Origin of the sequence: Pseudomonas sp. MS15a(2019), from assembly GCF_013277805.1 — a bacterium.
GTDB lineage: Bacteria > Pseudomonadota > Gammaproteobacteria > Pseudomonadales > Pseudomonadaceae > Chryseomonas > Chryseomonas benzopyrenica.
In genome coordinates, this window is record NZ_VBTN01000003.1 from 532,448 (window position 1) to 550,569 (window position 18,122).

17 protein-coding genes and 2 tRNA genes are annotated in these 18,122 nt (G+C 66.6%); 2 read left to right on the top strand and 17 right to left on the bottom strand.

The window, feature by feature from the left end:
- Positions 1-252: 252 nt before the first annotated feature.
- Entirely contained in the window at positions 253-1,035 is a 783-nt protein-coding gene (gene kdgR, locus FEZ61_RS06010; protein ID WP_026083874.1) for a DNA-binding transcriptional regulator KdgR, read from the top strand.
- 22 nt (positions 1,036-1,057) lie between these two features.
- The gene (locus FEZ61_RS06015) at positions 1,058-1,375 is read left to right on the top strand and encodes a hypothetical protein (RefSeq protein ID WP_017641285.1); all 318 of its coding nucleotides are present in this window, start codon (positions 1,058-1,060) and stop codon (positions 1,373-1,375) included.
- 53 nt (positions 1,376-1,428) lie between these two features.
- On the opposite strand, the gene FEZ61_RS06020 is transcribed toward FEZ61_RS06015, so the two are convergent.
- The 17 genes from FEZ61_RS06020 to leuD all read right to left on the bottom strand — a co-directional run bounded on the left by FEZ61_RS06020 (position 1,429) and on the right by leuD (position 18,122).
- Positions 1,429-1,505: transfer RNA gene (locus FEZ61_RS06020), tRNA-Asp, on the bottom strand.
- Between the two features lie 38 nt (positions 1,506-1,543).
- Positions 1,544-1,619 (bottom strand) — tRNA-Val (locus tag FEZ61_RS06025).
- 80 nt (positions 1,620-1,699) lie between these two features.
- On the bottom strand, positions 1,700-2,467 hold the full coding sequence (locus FEZ61_RS06030; RefSeq protein ID WP_017641286.1) for an SDR family oxidoreductase: 768 nt from the start codon (positions 2,465-2,467) through the stop codon (positions 1,700-1,702).
- On the bottom strand, positions 2,464-3,675 hold the full coding sequence (locus tag FEZ61_RS06035; RefSeq protein ID WP_173147757.1) for an O-succinylhomoserine sulfhydrylase: 1,212 nt from the start codon (positions 3,673-3,675) through the stop codon (positions 2,464-2,466). The genes FEZ61_RS06030 and FEZ61_RS06035 overlap by 4 nt, the downstream gene beginning before the upstream one ends.
- 10 nt (positions 3,676-3,685) lie before the next feature.
- Positions 3,686-5,194 carry an amidophosphoribosyltransferase gene (gene purF, locus FEZ61_RS06040; RefSeq protein ID WP_017641288.1) on the bottom strand — a complete coding sequence of 503 codons (1,509 nt, stop codon included), beginning with the start codon at positions 5,192-5,194 and terminating at the stop codon, positions 3,686-3,688.
- Between the two features lie 82 nt (positions 5,195-5,276).
- A complete protein-coding gene (locus FEZ61_RS06045; RefSeq protein WP_017641289.1) occupies positions 5,277-5,822 on the bottom strand; it encodes a CvpA family protein in 546 nt (181 codons plus the stop codon).
- A 54-nt stretch (positions 5,823-5,876) separates the two neighbouring features.
- The gene (locus FEZ61_RS06050) at positions 5,877-6,536 is read right to left on the bottom strand and encodes an SPOR domain-containing protein (protein WP_160922661.1); all 660 of its coding nucleotides are present in this window, start codon (positions 6,534-6,536) and stop codon (positions 5,877-5,879) included.
- A 3-nt stretch (positions 6,537-6,539) separates the two neighbouring features.
- The gene (gene folC, locus FEZ61_RS06055; RefSeq protein WP_173147759.1) at positions 6,540-7,832 is read right to left on the bottom strand and encodes a bifunctional tetrahydrofolate synthase/dihydrofolate synthase; all 1,293 of its coding nucleotides are present in this window, start codon (positions 7,830-7,832) and stop codon (positions 6,540-6,542) included.
- On the bottom strand, positions 7,832-8,701 hold the full coding sequence (gene accD / locus FEZ61_RS06060) for an acetyl-CoA carboxylase, carboxyltransferase subunit beta (RefSeq protein WP_017641292.1): 870 nt from the start codon (positions 8,699-8,701) through the stop codon (positions 7,832-7,834). Before accD ends, folC begins: the two co-directional genes overlap by 1 nt.
- Before the next feature lie 211 nt (positions 8,702-8,912).
- A complete protein-coding gene (locus FEZ61_RS06065; RefSeq protein ID WP_173147761.1) occupies positions 8,913-9,542 on the bottom strand; it encodes a phosphoribosylanthranilate isomerase in 630 nt (209 codons plus the stop codon).
- A 54-nt stretch (positions 9,543-9,596) separates the two neighbouring features.
- The gene (gene truA / locus FEZ61_RS06070) at positions 9,597-10,448 is read right to left on the bottom strand and encodes a tRNA pseudouridine(38-40) synthase TruA (protein WP_017641294.1); all 852 of its coding nucleotides are present in this window, start codon (positions 10,446-10,448) and stop codon (positions 9,597-9,599) included.
- A 71-nt stretch (positions 10,449-10,519) separates the two neighbouring features.
- Positions 10,520-13,198 (bottom strand): FimV/HubP family polar landmark protein, encoded by a 2,679-nt coding sequence (locus tag FEZ61_RS06075; RefSeq protein ID WP_173147763.1) that lies wholly within the window; start codon positions 13,196-13,198, stop codon positions 10,520-10,522.
- A 123-nt stretch (positions 13,199-13,321) separates the two neighbouring features.
- Entirely contained in the window at positions 13,322-14,317 is a 996-nt protein-coding gene (locus FEZ61_RS06080) for an aspartate-semialdehyde dehydrogenase (protein ID WP_173147765.1), read from the bottom strand.
- Between the two features lie 78 nt (positions 14,318-14,395).
- Positions 14,396-15,508, bottom strand: coding sequence for an aspartate-semialdehyde dehydrogenase (gene asd, locus FEZ61_RS06085; protein WP_007158663.1), 1,113 nt, complete (start codon positions 15,506-15,508; stop codon positions 14,396-14,398).
- A gap of 57 nt (positions 15,509-15,565) precedes the next feature.
- The gene (gene leuB, locus FEZ61_RS06090) at positions 15,566-16,648 is read right to left on the bottom strand and encodes a 3-isopropylmalate dehydrogenase (protein ID WP_173147767.1); all 1,083 of its coding nucleotides are present in this window, start codon (positions 16,646-16,648) and stop codon (positions 15,566-15,568) included.
- A 19-nt stretch (positions 16,649-16,667) separates the two neighbouring features.
- Positions 16,668-17,432, bottom strand: a complete 765-nt coding sequence (locus FEZ61_RS06095; protein WP_017641298.1) for a class I SAM-dependent methyltransferase — start codon at positions 17,430-17,432, stop codon at positions 16,668-16,670.
- Between the two features lie 45 nt (positions 17,433-17,477).
- Positions 17,478-18,122, bottom strand: coding sequence for a 3-isopropylmalate dehydratase small subunit (leuD, locus tag FEZ61_RS06100; protein ID WP_173147769.1), 645 nt, complete (start codon positions 18,120-18,122; stop codon positions 17,478-17,480).

An 18,122-nucleotide genomic window follows, 5' to 3' on the forward strand; every position in this document is an offset into this window, starting at 1 on the left:
GAAGATCCGCGCCTGATCAGAGCGCGAAAAGACAAAGAGACAACCAGCGGCTGGCGTACGGGCATCATGACTGTGGACCTGGCTATTGTTCTTGTTCGATCCGGCGACCTGAGCCACCGAAGGGGACGGTCACCGTCGTCGAGCTACTTTCGGGACAGTGTTCCGTTTTGCTGGACCCAGTGTTGCTGGCAATTCCCGCATCCGTCAATCAGAATGGAACACTGTTCCACCAAATAGGCGACCGGCGGTCTCATGGAAAAATCGACTTCTCTCGGCAACGACATGGTCAGTGCGGTCGGACGTACCCTGGCCGTACTGGAAGCCCTCGGCGAACGCGAGGACGACTGCGGCGTCTCGGAGCTGGCGCAGCAGCTGGACCTGTCGAAAAGCACCGTCCACCGCTTCCTGCAGACGCTCAAGGCCCTGGGCTATGTGGTCCAGGATGCCGAGGACCGCTACCGCCTGAGCGTCAAGCTGTTCGAACTGGGCGCCCGCGCCCTGCCGCAGCTGGAACTGGTCCGCGAAGCCGAATCGGGCATGCGCCTGCTCAACGACCTCACCGGCGAGACCGTCCACCTCGGCATCTTCGACGAGGGCGCCATCGTCTATGTGCACAAGCTCGACTCGCGCTACACCCTGCGCATGTATTCGCGTATCGGGCGGCGGGCGCCGCTGTATTGCACCGGGATCGGCAAGGTGCTGATGGCCTGGCGGCCGGAGGCCGAGGTACGACAGATCCTCGCCCAGGAGACCTTTGTCCGTCGCACGCCCAACACCCTCGACAGCCTGGCTGCCTACCTGACGGAACTGGCACGCGTCCGCGCGTTGGGTTTCGCCGAGGACCATGAGGAATTCGAAGACAACATGAGGTGCCTGGCGGCGCCGATCCGCGATCGCTTCGGCCAGGTCATCGCCGGCCTGAGCGTCTCCTTTCCCTGCTTCCGCTTTCGTGAAGACCTCAAGGCCGAGTACGTCGAGCAGATGCTTGCCACCACGGCGCGCATCTCGGCCCAGTTGGGTGCCCCGGCGCGCTAGCGCCGTCGGAGAACAGGTCCTGATGGCCGAGGACATCGATCCCGCTACAGGCGCCAGCCAGGGGTCCAGCGCCAGCAACGAGGTGGCGCGCCGGTCTCAGGTCGGGGGTGGCCGAATTCACGATCGGCACGAGGCCACCGGCCTGCCCTGCAGCAGCCGCCGAAGCGCCGCCAACGCCGTCGTTCCTCTCCGGCCGCGGACCATCGACGGTTTCCTGTACCTCGGCCTCCTGGTGGAGGGCCATGACATCCTGACGCTCATGGCCAAACGCGCTTGCCGCGACGCCTGCTGGCAAACGGTAGGCACGGCTTTTTTCCAGGCACAAAAAAAGCTGCCCTAAGGCAGCTTCTCTTGCGTCGTTCGGGCAGTTCAGAGGACCCAAAACAACTCATATGGCGCGGCGGACGGGACTCGAACCCGCGACCCCCGGCGTGACAGGCCGGTATTCTAACCGACTGAACTACCGCCGCGCAGTGCGTGTACCTTGCGGAACACTTCCCGAAGAGTTTGGTGGCTGATGACGGGATCGAACCGCCGACCCCCTGCGTGTGATGCAGGTGCTCTCCCAGCTGAGCTAATCAGCCATCCCCTTCGGGTGACGCGCATTCTCCTCGTAGCCCCTTGATCCGTCAAGGAATTTTCCAATTTTATTTTCTACGAGGCGCTATTCCCGATAGATCATCTTGCGGGTCATGCCGCCGTCCAAGGTGATAGCCTCACCGCTGATGAAACCAGCGTTGCCGCTCAGCAACCAGGCCACGCAGGCCGCGACATCTTCCACCGTCCCTACCCGCCCGACCGGATGCTGCTCATGGTCGGTGGCGGACAGCGGCTCGGCTTCGCGGACATGGGCATCGCGCGCATCGATCCAACCCGGGCAGAGGGCATTCACCCGCACTTCCGGGCCCAGGCTGATGGCCAGGGCATGGGTCAGGGCCAGCAATCCGCCCTTGCTGGCGGCATAGGCCTCGCTGTGGGGCTCGGACTGCCGGGCTCGAGTCGAGGCGATGTTGACGATAGCGCCCTGCTGCTCGCGCAGATAGGGCGCGCAATGCTTGGCCATCAGCATGGGGCCGTCCAGATTCACCCCTAGCACCTTGCGCCACTCGGCCAGCGCCAGGCTTTCCAGCGGCTGGCCCTGGGCGGTGGCGAGACCGGCATTGTTGACCAGGGCGTCCAGCCGCCCGAACTGGCCGATCACCTGGGCGACGGCGGACTCCACCTGACTCTCGTCAGCCACGTCCAGGGCGACGAACAAGGCGCGTTCGCCAAGGGCAGCAGCCACCTTGGCGCCGCGCTCCTGCTCGATGTCGGCCACCACTACCCGCCAGCCTTCGGCCACCAGCCAGGCGGCGATGCCCAGCCCGATCCCCCGCGCCGCACCCGTGACCAGGGCGACGCGCAATTCCACCGGTGCGAACGTCAGACTCATAGGGCCGCCAGTCCGCGGGCCAGATCCTGCCGCAGGTCACCCAGGTCTTCGAGACCCACGGCGATGCGGATCAGGCTGTCGCTGATCCCGGCATTGGCGCGCTCGGCGGGCGACAGCCGCCCATGCGAGGTGGTCGCCGGGTGGGCGATGGTGGTCTTGGTATCGCCCAGGTTGGTGGTGATGGAGATCATCCGGGTGGCATCGATGAAACGCCAGGCAGCGTCGCGCCCACCGGCCACCTCGAAGCTCACCACAGCGCCAAAGGCCGACTGCTGACGGCAGGCCAGCTCATGCTGCGGATGGCTTTGCAGGCCGGCATAGTGGACCCGCTCGACGCCGGGCTGGCCTTCCAGCCAGCGCGCCAGCTCCAGTGCGGTCTGGCTGTGCGCCTGCATGCGGATCTTCAGCGTCTCCAGGCCCTTGAGGAACAGCCAGGCGTTGAAGGGGCTCAGGGTCGGTCCGGCGGTACGCAGGAAGCCCACCACTTCCTTCATCTGTTCGGCACGGCCAGCGACCACGCCGCCCATGCCGCGGCCCTGGCCATCGATGTACTTGGTCGCCGAATGGATGACGATGTCGGCACCCAGCGCCAGCGGCTTTTGCAGCGCCGGGGTGCAGAAGCAGTTGTCGACCGCCAGCAGCGCGCTCTGGGCATGGGCGATCTCGGCCAGGGCGGCGATGTCCACCAGCTCGGCGAGGGGATTGGACGGGGACTCGACGAAGAACAGCCGGGTATTGGGCTTGCAGGCCGCCTGCCAGGCATCGAGATCGGCCAGCGGCGGATAGTCCACCTCGATACCGAAGCGCTTGAAGTACTTTTCGAACAGGCTGATGGTGGAGCCGAACACGCTGCGCGAGACCAGCACATGGTCGCCGGCGCTGCACAGGCTCATCACCATGGCCAGGATGGCCGACATGCCCGAGGCGGTGGCCACCGCCTGCTCGGCCCCTTCGAGGGCTGCGATGCGGGCCTCGAAGGTACGCACCGTGGGATTGGTGTAGCGCGAGTAGACGTTGCCCGGCACCTCGCCGGCGAAACGCGCCGCGGCATCCGCGGCGGTCCGGAACACATAGCTGCTGGTCAGGAACAGGGCTTCGCCATGCTCGCCTTCCGGCGAGCGCTGCTGCCCTGCCCGCACCGCCAAGGTCTCGAAGGCCGCGCCCTCGAGATCACTGTCCAGGCGTCCGGCATCCCAGTCTTGGCTCATGTGCAGCTCCTTAGTCGTTGTAGAGATCGATGATGGCGCTGACCGCCTTGTGCTTGCCCTTAGCCGCGTCGTTGCGTGCCTGCTCGATCCGATTCAGATAGGCGGCATCGACGTCGCCGGTGATGTACTCGCCATCGAACACCGCGCAGTCGAACTGCTCGACCTTGGGCGCCTTGCGGGTACGCACGGCTTCCTGCAGGTCCTGCAGATCCTGGTAGATCAGCCAGTCGGCGCCGATCAGCTCGCCGACCTCCTCGGTGGTGCGGCCGTGGGCGATCAGTTCGTGCACGCTGGGCATGTCGATGCCGTAGACGTTGGGGAAGCGCACCGCCGGAGCCGCCGAGCAGAAGTAGACCTTCTTGGCGCCGGCTTCGCGGGCCATCTGGATGATCTGCTTGCAGGTCGTGCCGCGGACGATGGAGTCATCCACCAGCATCACGTTCTTGCCGCGGAATTCCAGCTCGATGGCGTTGAGCTTCTGGCGCACCGACTTCTTGCGCGCGGCCTGGCCGGGCATGATGAAGGTCCGACCGATGTAGCGGTTCTTGACGAAGCCCTCACGGAACTTGACGCCCAGGTGGTTGGCCAGCTCCAGCGCCGCGGTGCGGCTGGTGTCCGGAATCGGGATGACCACGTCGATGTCGTGCTCGGGCCGCTCGCGCTGGATCTTCTCGGCAAGCTTCTCGCCCATGCGCAGGCGGGCCTTGTAGACCGAGATGCCGTCGATGATGGAATCCGGGCGCGCCAGGTAGACGTGTTCGAAGATGCAGGGTGCGTAGTGCGGATTCTGCGCGCACTGGCGGGTGTAGAGACGCCCGTCCTCGGTGATGTAAACCGCTTCGCCCGGCTCCAGGTCGCGGATCAGGGTGAAGCCGAGTACATCGAGGGCGACGCTCTCGGAGGCGATCATGTACTCCACGCCGTATTCGGTGTGGCGCTGACCGAAGACGATGGGGCGGATGGCGTTGGGATCGCGGAAGCCGACGATGCCATAGCCGGTGATCATGGCCACCACGGCGTAACCGCCACGGCAACGCTCATGAACCTCGGAAACCGCGGCGAAGACGTCGTCCTCGGTGGGCTGCAGCTTGTTGCGTACCGCCAGCTCGTGGGCGAAGACGTTAAGCAGCACCTCGGAATCGGAGGTGGTGTTGACGTGGCGCAGATCGGATTCGTAGATCTCGCGGGACAGTTGCTCGACGTTGGTCAGGTTGCCGTTGTGCGCGAGGGTGATGCCATAGGGCGAATTCACGTAGAACGGCTGCGCCTCGGCGGAGCTGGAGCTGCCGGCGGTGGGATAGCGCACATGGCCGATGCCCATGTGGCCGACCAGGTGCTGCATGTGCCGCTGCTGGAAGACATCGCGGACCAGGCCGTTGTCTTTGCGCAGGAAGAGTTTACCGTCCAGGCTGGTGACGATACCGGCGGCATCCTGACCGCGATGTTGAAGGACGGTGAGCGCGTCGTACAACGACTGGTTGACGTTAGTCTTGCCCACGATACCTACGATGCCACACATGTGACGCGACCCCACTGTTTCAAGTGATGCGACGGCGAACCATCGCAGGATGACCCCGGCAGTGCGAGGCCTGGAAAAGCGTTCAAGGAGCCTTGGGCCCCAGCTGCGGCAGCAGTTGCAGACTGGGCATGGGCGTCGCGCCCAGCCATTGGCCGGCAAAGCCCAACAGCAGATTCTTCGACCAATCGGCCACTAAAAGAAAATGTGGAACCAGCACCGACTGTTGCCACCAGCCATCCTGCTGGACCGGCCCCAGGCTCAACAGGCCCACGGCCACGGTGATCAACAGCGCACCGCGGGCGGCGCCAAAGGCCATGCCGAGAAAGCGATCGGTGCCCGACAATCCGGTGACGCGGATCAATTCGCCAAGCAAGAAGCTCACCAGGGCACCGACCAGCAGCGTCAGCACGAAGAGAATGACACAGGCGGCGATCACCCGCCCGGAAGGCACCTGAATATAGTCGACCAGGTAGTTGGACAGCGCCCCGCCGAAGACCCAGGCCACGCCACCGGCCACGATCCAGGTGGCCAATGACAACGCTTCCTTGACGAAGCCGCGCCTGAGACTGATCAGGCAGGAAACGATGACGACGGCGACGATCGCCCAGTCCACCCAGGTGAAGCCCACGGCAAGGTCCACTTACAAAAAGGCCCTGCATTCTAGCAGAGCCTTGTGACCGGGTTAACCGCGCTCCGGCTGAAAGCGTACGACGAAACCCTTGACGCCATTCTGCTTGTTGAGCTGATCGCGCAGGCGATCCGCCTCGCTGCGCTCTATCACCGGTCCGACGAAGACGCGATTCATGCCATCGGCGGTCCGCACGTAGGCGTTGTAGCCCTGACTGCGCAGCTTGGCCTGCAGGGCATCGGCGCTGGGCCGGGACGACAGACTGGCGAGCTGCACCGACCAGCTGTTGGGCAGGTTGGCCGCGCCCAGGCGCGAGTCCGGCTTGGCCGCCGGCGCCGGGGTAGCCGTCGGTGCCACGGGAGCACTGGCCACGGGCGCAGGGGTTGCAGGCGCCTTGGCGACCGGCGCGGCAGGCTGGGGCGGCGGCGCCGTCACCGGGGCATTCTGCGCCGGCGCCTGACCGGAGGTACCGGCGATGGGCGTCTGCGGCTTGCCGAGCGGCTTGGCCGGCTCGTCCGGCACCACCACCACCGGCGGCGCCTCGGGCGTCTGCACCGGCTGAACCTCGGTACTGGGCACGGTGGGCGCGGTCGGCTGGGGCGGCGCTTCGACCGCTACCTTGCGGGCGTCGTCCTGGCGATTGAAGAGCATGGGTACGAAGATGATGATCAGCGCCAGCAGTACCAGCGCGCCTATGACTCTTTGCTTGAGCATGGGTTATGCCTCCGCGGATTCGGATAGGGAAGAGAGCTGCGCGAGGACTTCGGCGACGCTGTAGAAGGAGCCGAACACCACCACCTCGTCGGCTGCCGAACTGGCCGCCAGCTGGGCTTCGAAGGCCGCCAGCAGCGAAGCATGGGCCTCGGCCCGGGCACCCTGCGCCCTCAGGATGACGGCAACCTCGGCGCCGTCGCGACTGCGCGGGGTCGGCAGACTCGCCACCGCCCAGTCGGCGAACAGCGCTGCCAGGGGCGCCAGGATGCCATCCAGGTCCTTGTCGGCCAGGACGCCGAACACCGCACGCCGCACGCCGGCGACCGGCTTCATCGCCAGGCGCCGGGCCAGGTACTCGGCGGCGTGGGGATTGTGGGCCACGTCCAGCAGGACATTGAGGGTTTCCCCTGCCCGCTCGACCTGGCGACGATCGAGCCGACCGGTCATGCGCGTGGCCTGGAGGGCCACCGCGATCCGCTCCGGCAGCCAGGGCTGGTCGAGCAAGGCGTAGGCCTGCAGGGCCAGAGCGGCATTTTCCATGGGCAGATCCAGCAGCGGCAGGCCCGGCAGCGCCAGGTCATTGCCCTGGGCATCGCGCCCGCGCCAGAACCAGCTGGCGCTCTCGATCTGCAGATCGAAGGCTTCCCCGCGCAGCAGCAAGGGGGCACCCAGGCGTTCGGCGGCCGCGGCCAGCGGCGCGGGCGGCTGCAGATCGCCACAGAGGGCCGGCTTGCCAGCGCGGAAGATCCCGGCCTTTTCCACGGCGACGCTGTCGCGGGTATCGCCCAGCCATTCGGCGTGATCCAGGCCGATGCTGGTAACCAACGCCAGATCGGCGTCGATCAGGTTGACCGCATCCAGGCGCCCGCCCAGACCGACTTCGAGAACAGCGACGTCCAGCCGGGCACGCTCGAACAGCCAGAAGGCGGCCAGGGTACCCACTTCGAAATAGGTCAGGCTGATCTCGCCCCGCGCGGCTTCCACCGCGGCGAAGGCGGTGCAGAGCTCGCTATCGCTGGCGAGGGTGCCGTCCACGTCGACGCGCTCGTTGTAGCGCACCAGATGCGGCGAGGCATAGACGCCCACCCGCTGCCCGCTGGCGCGCAGCAGGCTGGCGAGAAAGGCACAGGTAGAGCCCTTGCCGTTGGTGCCGGTCACGGTCACCACCCGCGGGGCCGGCCGGGTCAGGCCCAGCCGCTGCGCGACCTCGCGCACCCGGTCCAGGCCCATGTCGATCGCTGACGGATGCAGCTGCTCGAGATAGGCCAGCCACTGCGCGAGGCTGCGCGCAGCCATCAGGCCGCCGGAACCGGCTGGTGCTGGAAGGTCGCCAGCAGACGCGCCAGGCGATCACGCAATTCCTTGCGCGACACGATGAGGTCGACGGCGCCATGCTCCAGCAGGAATTCGCTGCGCTGGAAGCCTTCCGGCAGCTTTTCACGCACGGTCTGCTCGATCACGCGCGGGCCGGCGAAGCCGATCAGCGCCTTGGGCTCGGCGACGATGACGTCACCCAGCATCGCCAGACTGGCGGAGACGCCACCGTAAACCGGATCGGTCAGCACCGAGATGAAGGGGATGCCCTCTTCGCGCAGGCGCGCCAGCACCGCGGAGGTCTTGGCCATCTGCATCAGGGAGATCAGGGCTTCCTGCATCCGCGCACCACCGGAGGCGGAGAAGCAGATCAGCGGGCAGCGCTGTTCCAGGGCCACGTTGGCCGCGCGCACGAAGCGCTCGCCGACCACGGCGCCCATGGAGCCGCCCATGAAGGAGAATTCGAAGGCGCAGACCGCCACCGGCATGCCCTTGAGGGTGCCACGCATGGAGATCAGGGCGTCTTTCTCGCCGGTTTCCTTCTGTGCTGCAGTGAAGCGATCCTTGTACTTCTTGCTGTCCCGGAATTTCAGCCGGTCCACCGGCTCCAGCTCGGTGCCCAGCTCTTCACGACCTTCGGCGTCGAGGAAGATGTCCAGGCGGCGACGCGCGTTGATACGCATGTGGTGACCGCACTTCAGGCACACGTCCAGGTTCTTTTCCAGCTCCGGACGGTAGAGGACCGCTTCGCAGGCCGGACACTTGTGCCAAAGACCTTCCGGCACCGAACTGCGCTTCACCTCGGACCGCATGATGGAAGGAATCAGTTTGTCGACCAGCCAATTGCTCATGCATCTCTCTCCACTTGCATGGGCTCCCAGCGCGGCCTGGGCCACGCCTTCCTTGAGCATCTGTAATAGGTTCGGCAGCGCCCGCTGTATCCCGGGCCGCTACCCTGTTGTCGCATGCCGGCTCCCTGGGGGCCGGACGGCAGACCCACCAGGGGCGGATCCGCTTGAATATGTCGCAGGTGTGGACGGCGACCACCTGACGAGGGTCACATCAGGCGACCGGGGCACCTCGCACGGCCGCCACGAAACGCGCGATCTCGGCGGCATCCTTGATGCCCTTGGCCTGCTCTACGCCGCCGCTCACGTCCACGCCATAGGGCCGAGACGCGGCGATGGCCGTGGCGACGTTGTCCGCGTCCAGCCCGCCCGCCACGATCAGCGGCAGCGAGGGTTCCTGCGGTACCCGCGTCCAGTCGAAGGCCTGACCGGTCCCCCCAGGCACGCCGGCGACATAGGTGTCGAGCAGCAAGCCGCGGGCGCCGGCGTAGTCACCGGCGATGGCGACGAGGTCGATGTCCTCGCGCATGCGCAGAGCCTTGATATAGGGACGGCGGTAACGGGCGCATTGCGCCGGCGTCTCGTCGCCGTGGAATTGCAGGAGATCCAGGGGCACGGCATCCAGCGTCTCCTCGATCTCGCAGGGCGAGGCATCGACGAAGAGCCCGACAGTGGTCACGAAGGGCGGCAGCGCCGCCACGATCTGACGCGCCTGGGCAGCGCTCACCGCGCGCGGGCTGCGCGCATAGAACACCAGGCCGATGGCATCGGCGCCGGCAGCCGCGGCGGCCAGCGCATCCTCGACCCGGGTGATCCCGCAGATCTTCACTCGAACGTTAGCCAAACCGGAATGACCTCGTTCCAAATCGATGGATGTTAGCAGACCACCCGCGCAGCGTCAGCCTTGGGGGTCATCCAGCTCGGGGATATGCCCCAGGAACAGCGGCCCCAGCGGCCGCTTGGGCACGGGCGTGCTTTCGGGATATTCGGCGTCCACCAGGTAGAGGCCATAGGGATGGGCGGTGACGCCACCCAGCCGTCGCTCCCGCGCCGCCAGAACCTCGCTCACCCACTCCACCGGCCGCTCGCCACAGCCCACCGCCATCAGCACTCCGGCGATGTTGCGCACCATGTGGTGCAGGAAGGCATTGGCGCGGATGTCGAGGACGATCAGCCGCCCGCTCTGCCAGAGACGCAGGTGGTGGATGGTCTTGATCGCCGACTTGGCCTGGCAGGCCTTGGCCCGAAAGGAGGTGAAGTCATGAGTACCGAGCAGCACCTGGGCCGCCTCGCGCATGGGCTCGATGCGCAGCGGACGATGATTCCAGGTGACCTCCTCGGCGAGGTGGGCGGGCCGGATCGGGTCGTTGTAGATCACGTAGCGATAACGCCGTGCCATGGCGCTGAATCGGGCGTGGAACTCGTTGCTGACCGGCTTGACCCAGGTGACGCTGATGTCGGACGGCAGATTGGCGTTGGTGCCCATCACCCAGGCCTTGAGCGGCCGCGCGACGGGGGACTCGAAATGCACCACCTGGCCAGTGGCGTGTACCCCACAGTCGGTACGCCCGGCGCAGTGCAGCGCGATGGGCGCCGCGGCGACCTCGGACAAGGCGTCTTCCAGGGTCTCCTGAACGGAGCGCACGCCCGGCTGCTGGCGCTGCCAACCGCGATAGCGCGCGCCCTTGTACTCCACGCCGAGCGCAATGCGCTGGGGCGGAACGATGATGGTGGGGTCTAGAAAATCCAAGGCGACGGCCAGGCGAAAAAAAGGGGAGGCAGCTTATAGCGCCTCCCCTCCTCTGCCAAGCCCGGCCGCGGTCAGCTGAGCTGGGCGATGATCTCCCGCGCTTCCTGCTGTTGTCCGGCATTGCCCTCGGCCAGCACCTCATCGAGGATGTCGCGGGCACCCTCGGGATCGCCCATGTCGATGTAGGCGCGCGCCAGGTCCAGCTTGGTGGCGGTCTCGTCTTCACCGGAGAGGAAGTCGAAGTCGTCCAGACCGTCGCCACCGCCTGTGCCGCTGGTGGTCTCGGCATCGAACTGGCGCGAGGCCTCCTGCAGGCGGGCGGCGAACTCTTCGTCGCTTTCGCGCTTGGGCGCCGGCTGCTCGTCGTCGAAATCGGACAGGTCGAAACTTGCTGGCAGCTCGGCGTCGGCGGTCTGCGTAGCGGGCGCATCCAGCGGCTCGTCGAAGGCCGAACCCGCGTTGGTACCCGCGAGCGGCTCGTCCTGTGCCGGATCGCCCTGCCGCTCGAATTCGCTGAAGTCCAGGGCGAAGTCGTCGTCCTTGGCGGCCGGAGTGGTCGCCGAGGTAGCCGTGGGTTCGGCATCGAAATTGAGATCGAAGTCGAAATCGTCGCGGGAGTCGGCGGCCTTGGCCTGAGCATCGGCGAAGGCTTCGCCAAACAGCGGCTCCTCGGCCGGACCAGCCGGCTGATTCGACTGGGTGTCCTCGCTGCCGAAGTCATCCAGGGACAGATCGAAGTCCTGGCTGTCCTCGGTGGCCGAGAAACCCTGATTGCGGGTCTGCTCCTCGCTCAGTTCGTGGGCGGCGGCCAGGGCAGCCGCCCCGACTGCAGCCGAGGCCACCGCCACGGTGGCCATTGCCGGATAGCGCGACTTCAGGTGCTCGACTGCTGGCTGAGCGCCGCCGATCTCCTTGAGTTCGCGCTCCTCGCGCTGGAAGCCATCCTTGTCACCCATCTCGGCATAGACTTCCATGAGCTTGAGGCGCAGATCGGCGCGATGGGGCTCCTGGTCGCTGGCCTTCTTGAGCACCTCGGCCGCCTGACTGAAGCGACCATAGGCCATGTAGATGTCGGCCTGACCCAGGGCGTCGTCCTGGGCGTCGGCGTCCTGCGCGCCGTCCTGGGTACCCTGCCCCAGTTCCAGGCCGGCGAGTGCGTGGTGGTCGCCAAGTTCGGGATCCGCCTCGAACACCGTATCGTTGCGCGCGGCTTCGGCGTCACGCTCACGCTCGGCTTCCTTCACCGCATTGCGACGCGAGTTGATCATCAGCAGGACCAGCAGCGCCAGCAAGGCGCTGCCGCCGATGATGCCGAGCCACAGCGGGTTGCTGAGGATCTCGTCGAGGAAGCTGTTGGTCGCCTCGGTCGGTTCGGTCGCCGGGGTGCTTGGCGTGACCGGAATGACCTTGGGCTCGCTGGCAGCGGGCGGTGCCGCGCCGGTACCTGCCTCGCTGGCGGGCGGCGTGGTGGTCGGTGCGGGGGTGCCCTCGGCTGGAGTGACCGGGGTCGCCGCCGCCGGCTCCTGAGGCGCCGGCGTGGCGGTGTTCTCGGCGGCCGCGGGCGTGACCGGAGCCGCGGCTTCAGGCGATGCCGGCGGCTGGGCCGGCTGGCCCGCGGCCTGGGGATTGGCCATGTTGGCCTGCATCCGCGCCAGTTGGGCGTCCTTGAGCTGCATGATCTTCTGCAGCTTGTCGAGCTGCGACTGCAGATCGCCGAGGCGGCTCTTGAGTTCTTCGTTCTCGCGGCGGGTGGTGTCCAGGCTCTCCTGGGTCACCGCCAGGCGATCGGCCAGGGCCTGGTCACCGCCCTTGCCACCGGCGGACTCGCCGGCGCGACCGGAGGGCTGACCGGAGAGCAGCTTGAGGTTGTCCTTGGGCGCGGCGGGTGTCGACGTCTCGTTGCCACTCGGCTGGGCCGATGCATCTACCTGCCGGCGTGGCGTCCCCGCGGAGGCGCTGTCGCCACCCTGCTTCCAGGCGCGGGTCTGGCGGGCGATCTCGGCCACCGCCTCACGCTGGGGCCGCGCGCCGGCCTGAGCCTGATCGGGCAGGCGCAGCACCTGACCGCTTTTCATCAGGTTGATGTTGCGATCGATGAAGGCGTCGGGATTCAGGTCCTGGATCGCCAGCATGGTCTGATCGACGGTGACGCTGGACGCCGGGCGATTGCGCGCCGCCACTTCCCAGAGGGTATCGCGCCGCTCGGTGGTGTAGGTGCCAGGCGCCTGGGTCGCGCTCGGCGCCGGCGCGGCAGGGGGCGTGGCCGGACGCGGCGCACTCGGCGAGGTGGTGCGCGCCCGCGGTGCGGCTGGGACCTGAGGTGCGAACGGCGCTGCCGCGGCCTGGGGGGTATAGAGCGGCGGATCCAGCAGCACCGTGTACTCGCGCAGGATCCGGCCACTCGGCCAGTTCACTTCGAGCAGGAAGTTGAGATAGGGCTCGCGCACTGGGCGCGCCGAGGTCACGCGGATGACGGTGCGCCCGTTGCGCACCTCCGGCGTGAACTTGAGATCGTTGAGGAAGAAGGCGCGGTCCACCCCAGCCTTGCCGAAATCCTCGGCGGAGGCCAGATTGGGTCGCAATTCGGCGGCGCCAAGGTCGCGCAGGTCCGACAGATCGATGGTGGCATCGAAGGGCTGATTGAGGGCGGAATTGAGGTGGATTTCCCCCAGGCTGAGGGCCTGGGCCGCGCCAGACATCAAGGCGCTCGCCGCTGCAATTGCCCGCACCAGTTTCTGAACTCGAACCATGACCGTCCCTTTTTAGAAGCTGTCGATCGCGCCACCGTGCGGGCGCCTGTGTCCATCGCTGCGTGCCATGTCCACCGCCCCTTTGCTCAAGCCAAAAGGGCGAAGCATTTCACGAAGTATCTTTTAGGCCGACTGTTTAAGCAACAATTCGGCCAGTTGAACGGCTGTGAGCGCCGATAATCTGACGTTGTCCGCCACCAGCCAACACTCCAGTCGTCGAGCATCCCGTGGATGCAATCGGACGCGCCCTACCAACACCTCTTCCCGCCCCAAGGCATCGCCTACCGCGGACGGACAATCGAGCTCTTCGTCGAGCGCCAGGCCCGGCTCGTCCCCCAGGGCCTCCAGCACCTGCTCCAATTGCCAGGGCGCCTGGGCCCTCAGGCTCAGCGCCAGGCTGTCGCCAAAGAACACCGGCGCCTGCAGCGCGGTGACATCCAGTACCGGCAAGGTCTCGCCCAGCACCTGCTCACATTCGTCCAGCAGGCGATGTTCCTGGGCAGTATAGCCATCCGCGGCCGGCGCACCGGTGCGACCGAGCAGATTGAAGGCCAGCTGGCCCTCGAACAGCCGTGCCTCGACCGGCCGGCCATTGAGCAGTTCGGTGGCCTGACGCGCCAATTCCTCGACGCCGCCACGGCCAGCGCCGGACGCCGCCAGGCAGGCGGTCAAGGAAGCGTCGCCGAGGGTATTGAGGCGAGCGAGCACCGCTGCCACGCTGGCGGCCGCCTGGGTAGCTGCCAGGGGCACCCCGAGCCAGGCGGCGGCAGAGAGATTGTCCAGACGCTCGCCGTTGATCCGGGGCAGTACGGAGCGCGCGGCAGAGGCGCCACTGAGATCCAGCACGGCGCAACCGGCGGCGGTGAGTTGCGGCCTGAGACCTTCCACCACGGTGGCCGGTACGGCGAGGATGACGATGCCGACCTGGGCGAAATCGAAGCCGTCAACGCCGGTGACGCGCAGGTTGCTGCCTCGGAACGGCAGATTCTGACCTGCCGACTCACCACTGGCGAGCAGGTGCAGCCGGCCGAGGGGCACGTCGCGCTCGTCGAGGAGTTCACGAATGGCTTCGCCATGGGCACTGGTGGCGCCGATGAGGGCGATATCTCTGGCAGTCATGATGGGGACGGTCCGCAACGAAAGAGGGCCGCACTTTACTGGCGGCCCTCCTCCCTAAGCAAACGTTTAACCGTCAGCTCACTGCTCGAGCAGGATCCGCAGCATGCGCCGCAGCGGCTCCGCGGCACCCCACAGCAGCTGGTCGCCAACGGTGAAGGCACCCAGGTACTGGGAACCCATGTTCAGCTTGCGCAGGCGGCCGACCGGCACGCTCAGGGTGCCGGTGACGGCAGCCGGAGTCAGGTCGCGCATGCTGACGTCGCGGTTGTTCGGCACCAGCTTGACCCAGGGGTTGTGCTGGCTGATCAGACCGTGGATGTCGGACAGCGGCACGTCCTTGTTGAGCTTGATGGTCAGCGCCTGGCTGTGGCAGCGCATGGCGCCGATGCGCACGCAGATGCCGTCCACGGGAATCGGATTCTTGAAGCGACCGAGGATCTTGTTGGTCTCGGCCTGGGCCTTCCACTCTTCGCGGCTCTGGCCGTTGGGCAGTTCCTTGTCGATCCAGGGAATCAGGCTGCCGGCCAGGGGAACGCCGAACTGCTCGGTGGGGAAGGCTTCGCTGCGCAGGGTCTCGGCGACCTGGCGGTCGATGTCGAGGATGGCGCTGGCCGGATCGGCCAGACTGTCGGCCACGGCGGCGTGGGTGGCGCCCATCTGGCGGATCAGTTCGCGCATGTTCTGGGCACCGGCGCCGGAGGCCGCCTGGTAGGTCATGGCGCTCATCCAGTCCACCAGACCGGCTTCGAACAGCCCGCCCAGGGCCATCAGCATCAGGCTGACGGTGCAGTTGCCGCCGATGAAGTCCTTGCGGCCATCGGCCAGGGCCTGGTCGATGACGCGGCGGTTGACCGGGTCCAGCACGATGACGGCGTCGTCCTGCATGCGCAGGCTGGAGGCCGCGTCGATCCAGTAGCCTTTCCAGCCGGCCTGGCGCAGCTTGGGGAACACCTCGCTGGTGTAGTCGCCGCCCTGGCAGGTGAGGATAACGTCGAGGGTCTTGAGCTCGTCGATGCTGTAGGCATCCTTGAGCGGCGCCACGCCCTTGCCAATGGCCGGGCCTTCGCCGCCGACGTTGGAGGTGGTGAAGAACACGGGCTCGATCAAGTCGAAATCCCGCTCTTCGAGCATGCGCTGCATGAGCACGGAGCCCACCATGCCACGCCAACCGATCAGACCTACACGTTTCATCGCTACTGCACCTTTGTTGTCTTGGAGGACGGCCGCCTCCCCTGGCGGCCGATCAGATTAACGCCTAACGAGCGCCGCTACTACTGCTTCGCCCATCTCGCGGGTACCCACCCGCTGCTTGCCTTCCGACCAGATGTCGCCGGTCCGCAGGCCCTGATCCAGCACCTGGCCCACCGCCGCCTCGATGGCCTCGGCCGCCGCGGCGGCGCCGAAGGTGTATCTGAGCATCATGGCCACCGAGAGGATGGTGGCCAGCGGGTTGGCGACGCCCTGGCCCGCGATGTCGGGCGCCGAGCCGTGGCAGGGTTCGTACATGCCCTTGTTATGGGCATCCAGGGACGCCGAGGGCAGCATGCCGATGGAGCCGGTCAGCATCGAGGCTTCGTCGGAGAGGATGTCGCCGAACATGTTGTCGGTGACGATGACGTCGAACTGCTTGGGTGCGCGGACCAGCTGCATGGCGGCGTTGTCGACGTACATGTGGCTGAGTTCGACGTCGGGATAGTCCTTGGCCACCTCCTCCACCACTTCGCGCCACAGGCGGCTGGATTCGAGGACGTTCGCCTTGTCCACCGAGCACAGTTTTTTCCCGCGCAGACGGGCCATGTCGAAGCCGACGCGGGCGATGCGGCGGATCTCGCCTTCGCTGTACGGCAGGGTGTCGAAGGCCTGGCGCTCGCCGCTCTCCAGCACCCGGGTCTCGCGCGGCGAGCCGAAATAGATGCCGCCGGTCAGCTCGCGGACGATGAGGATGTCCAGGCCGGAAACCACTTCCGGCTTGAGGGTCGAGGCCTCGGCCAGTTGCGGATAGAGGATGGCCGGACGTAGGTTGCCGAACAGGCCCAGGGCGGAACGGATCTTCAGCAGACCGCGCTCGGGACGGATGTCGCGCTCGAGCTTGTCCCACTTGGGACCACCCACGGCGCCCAGCAGTACGGCATCGGCGGCGCGGGCAAGCGCCAGGGTCTCGTCGGCCAGAGGCACGCCGTAGCGATCGATGGCGGCGCCACCCAGGTCGTCATGGACCAGCTCGAAGCCGAGGTCATGGTCGCGGTTGACCGCTTCCAGCACCTTGACCGCCTCGGCCATGATTTCCGGACCGATGCCGTCGCCCGGCAGGATGAGGATCTGCTTGCTCATTGTCTTTTCCTGTTCCAAATCAGATGGGCTGGGCCCAGAGAACCATGACGTCGACGCTGAAGGAGCCGTCGCGGTCGATTTCGAAATACTGGCGGACTTCCTGACCGATCTTGTTCTGCAGGCTGCGGATGGCCTGGCACTGCGGCTCGGGCGTACGCATGCGCCCGGTCCAGCTGGCGAAGTCCAGGCGCAGGCGCTGGCGGCGGCAGCGGGTCACGCCGAGGCGCGCCATGTCCAGCAGGCGGTGCCACTCGGCCAGGGAGTAGTTACGCACATGGCTGATGTCGCGCAGGATCTCCACCGTCTGAAGGTAGGTGTCCAGGCGCGGGTTGGCCGGCGAGACCACGTCGATGATGGCCATTTCGCCACCGTGTCGCAGCACCCGGCGCACTTCGCGCAGGGCCGCGCCGATGTCGCGCCAGTGGTGCGCCGAATAGCGGCTGAAGACGAAGTCGAAGCTGGCGTCGCCGAAGGGCAGGTGCTCGGCCATGCCGGGCTGGACGCTGATGTTGTCCAGGCCCTGCTCGGCGGCGGTGCGCTTGACCACCGAGAGCATTTCCTCGGCCAGATCCAGGGCGACCACCTGGCCGGCCACAGGCGCCACGTTGTAGCTGACGTGACCGCCACCGCACCCGAGATCCAGCACCTTGGCGCCTTCGCGCTGGGCCACGGCGTCACGCAATTCGGCGAGTTCGGCGCCCTGGGCATGGACGGTACTGGTCAGGTAGGCCTCGGCGGTGGCGCCGAATTGCTGCTGTACGTGTTGCTCGTGGTCACCGCTCATGGAGCCTCCGGAAAGAGCGCCGACCTTCAGGGCCGGCGACTGGGTTCAGGCGCTGGGGAACATCCAGGGACTGCTCTGGCGATAGCGGGCTTCGAAACTCCCGATGGCGTCGGCATCCTGCAGGGTCAGGCCAATGTCGTCCAGGCCGTTGAGCAGGCAGTGCTTGCGAAAGGCATCGATCTCGAAGGACAGCGCCACGCCATCGGGACGGCGCACGGTCTGGCTCTCGAGATCGACCACCAGCTGGTAGCCCTCGCTGGCTTCGACCTGACGGAACAGGTCGTCGACGTCGGCATCGCTGAGGATGATCGGCAAGAGGCCGTTCTTGAAGCTGTTGTTGAAGAAGATGTCAGCGAAGCTGGGCGCGATCACCGAACGGAAGCCGTAGCCATCCAGCGCCCAGGGCGCGTGTTCGCGGCTGGAACCGCAACCGAAGTTTTCCCGGGCCAGCAGGATGCTGGCGCCGGCATAGCGCGGCTGGTTGAGCACGAACTCGGGGTTGAGCGGGCGCTTGCTGTTGTCCTGGCCGGGCTGGCCGACGTCCAGGTAGCGCCACTCGTCGAACAGGTTCGGGCCGAAGCCGGTGCGCTTGATCGACTTCAAGAATTGCTTGGGAATGATCTGGTCAGTATCGACGTTGGCGCGATCCAGGGGTGCGACCAAACCGGTGTGCTGGGTAAAGGCTTGCAT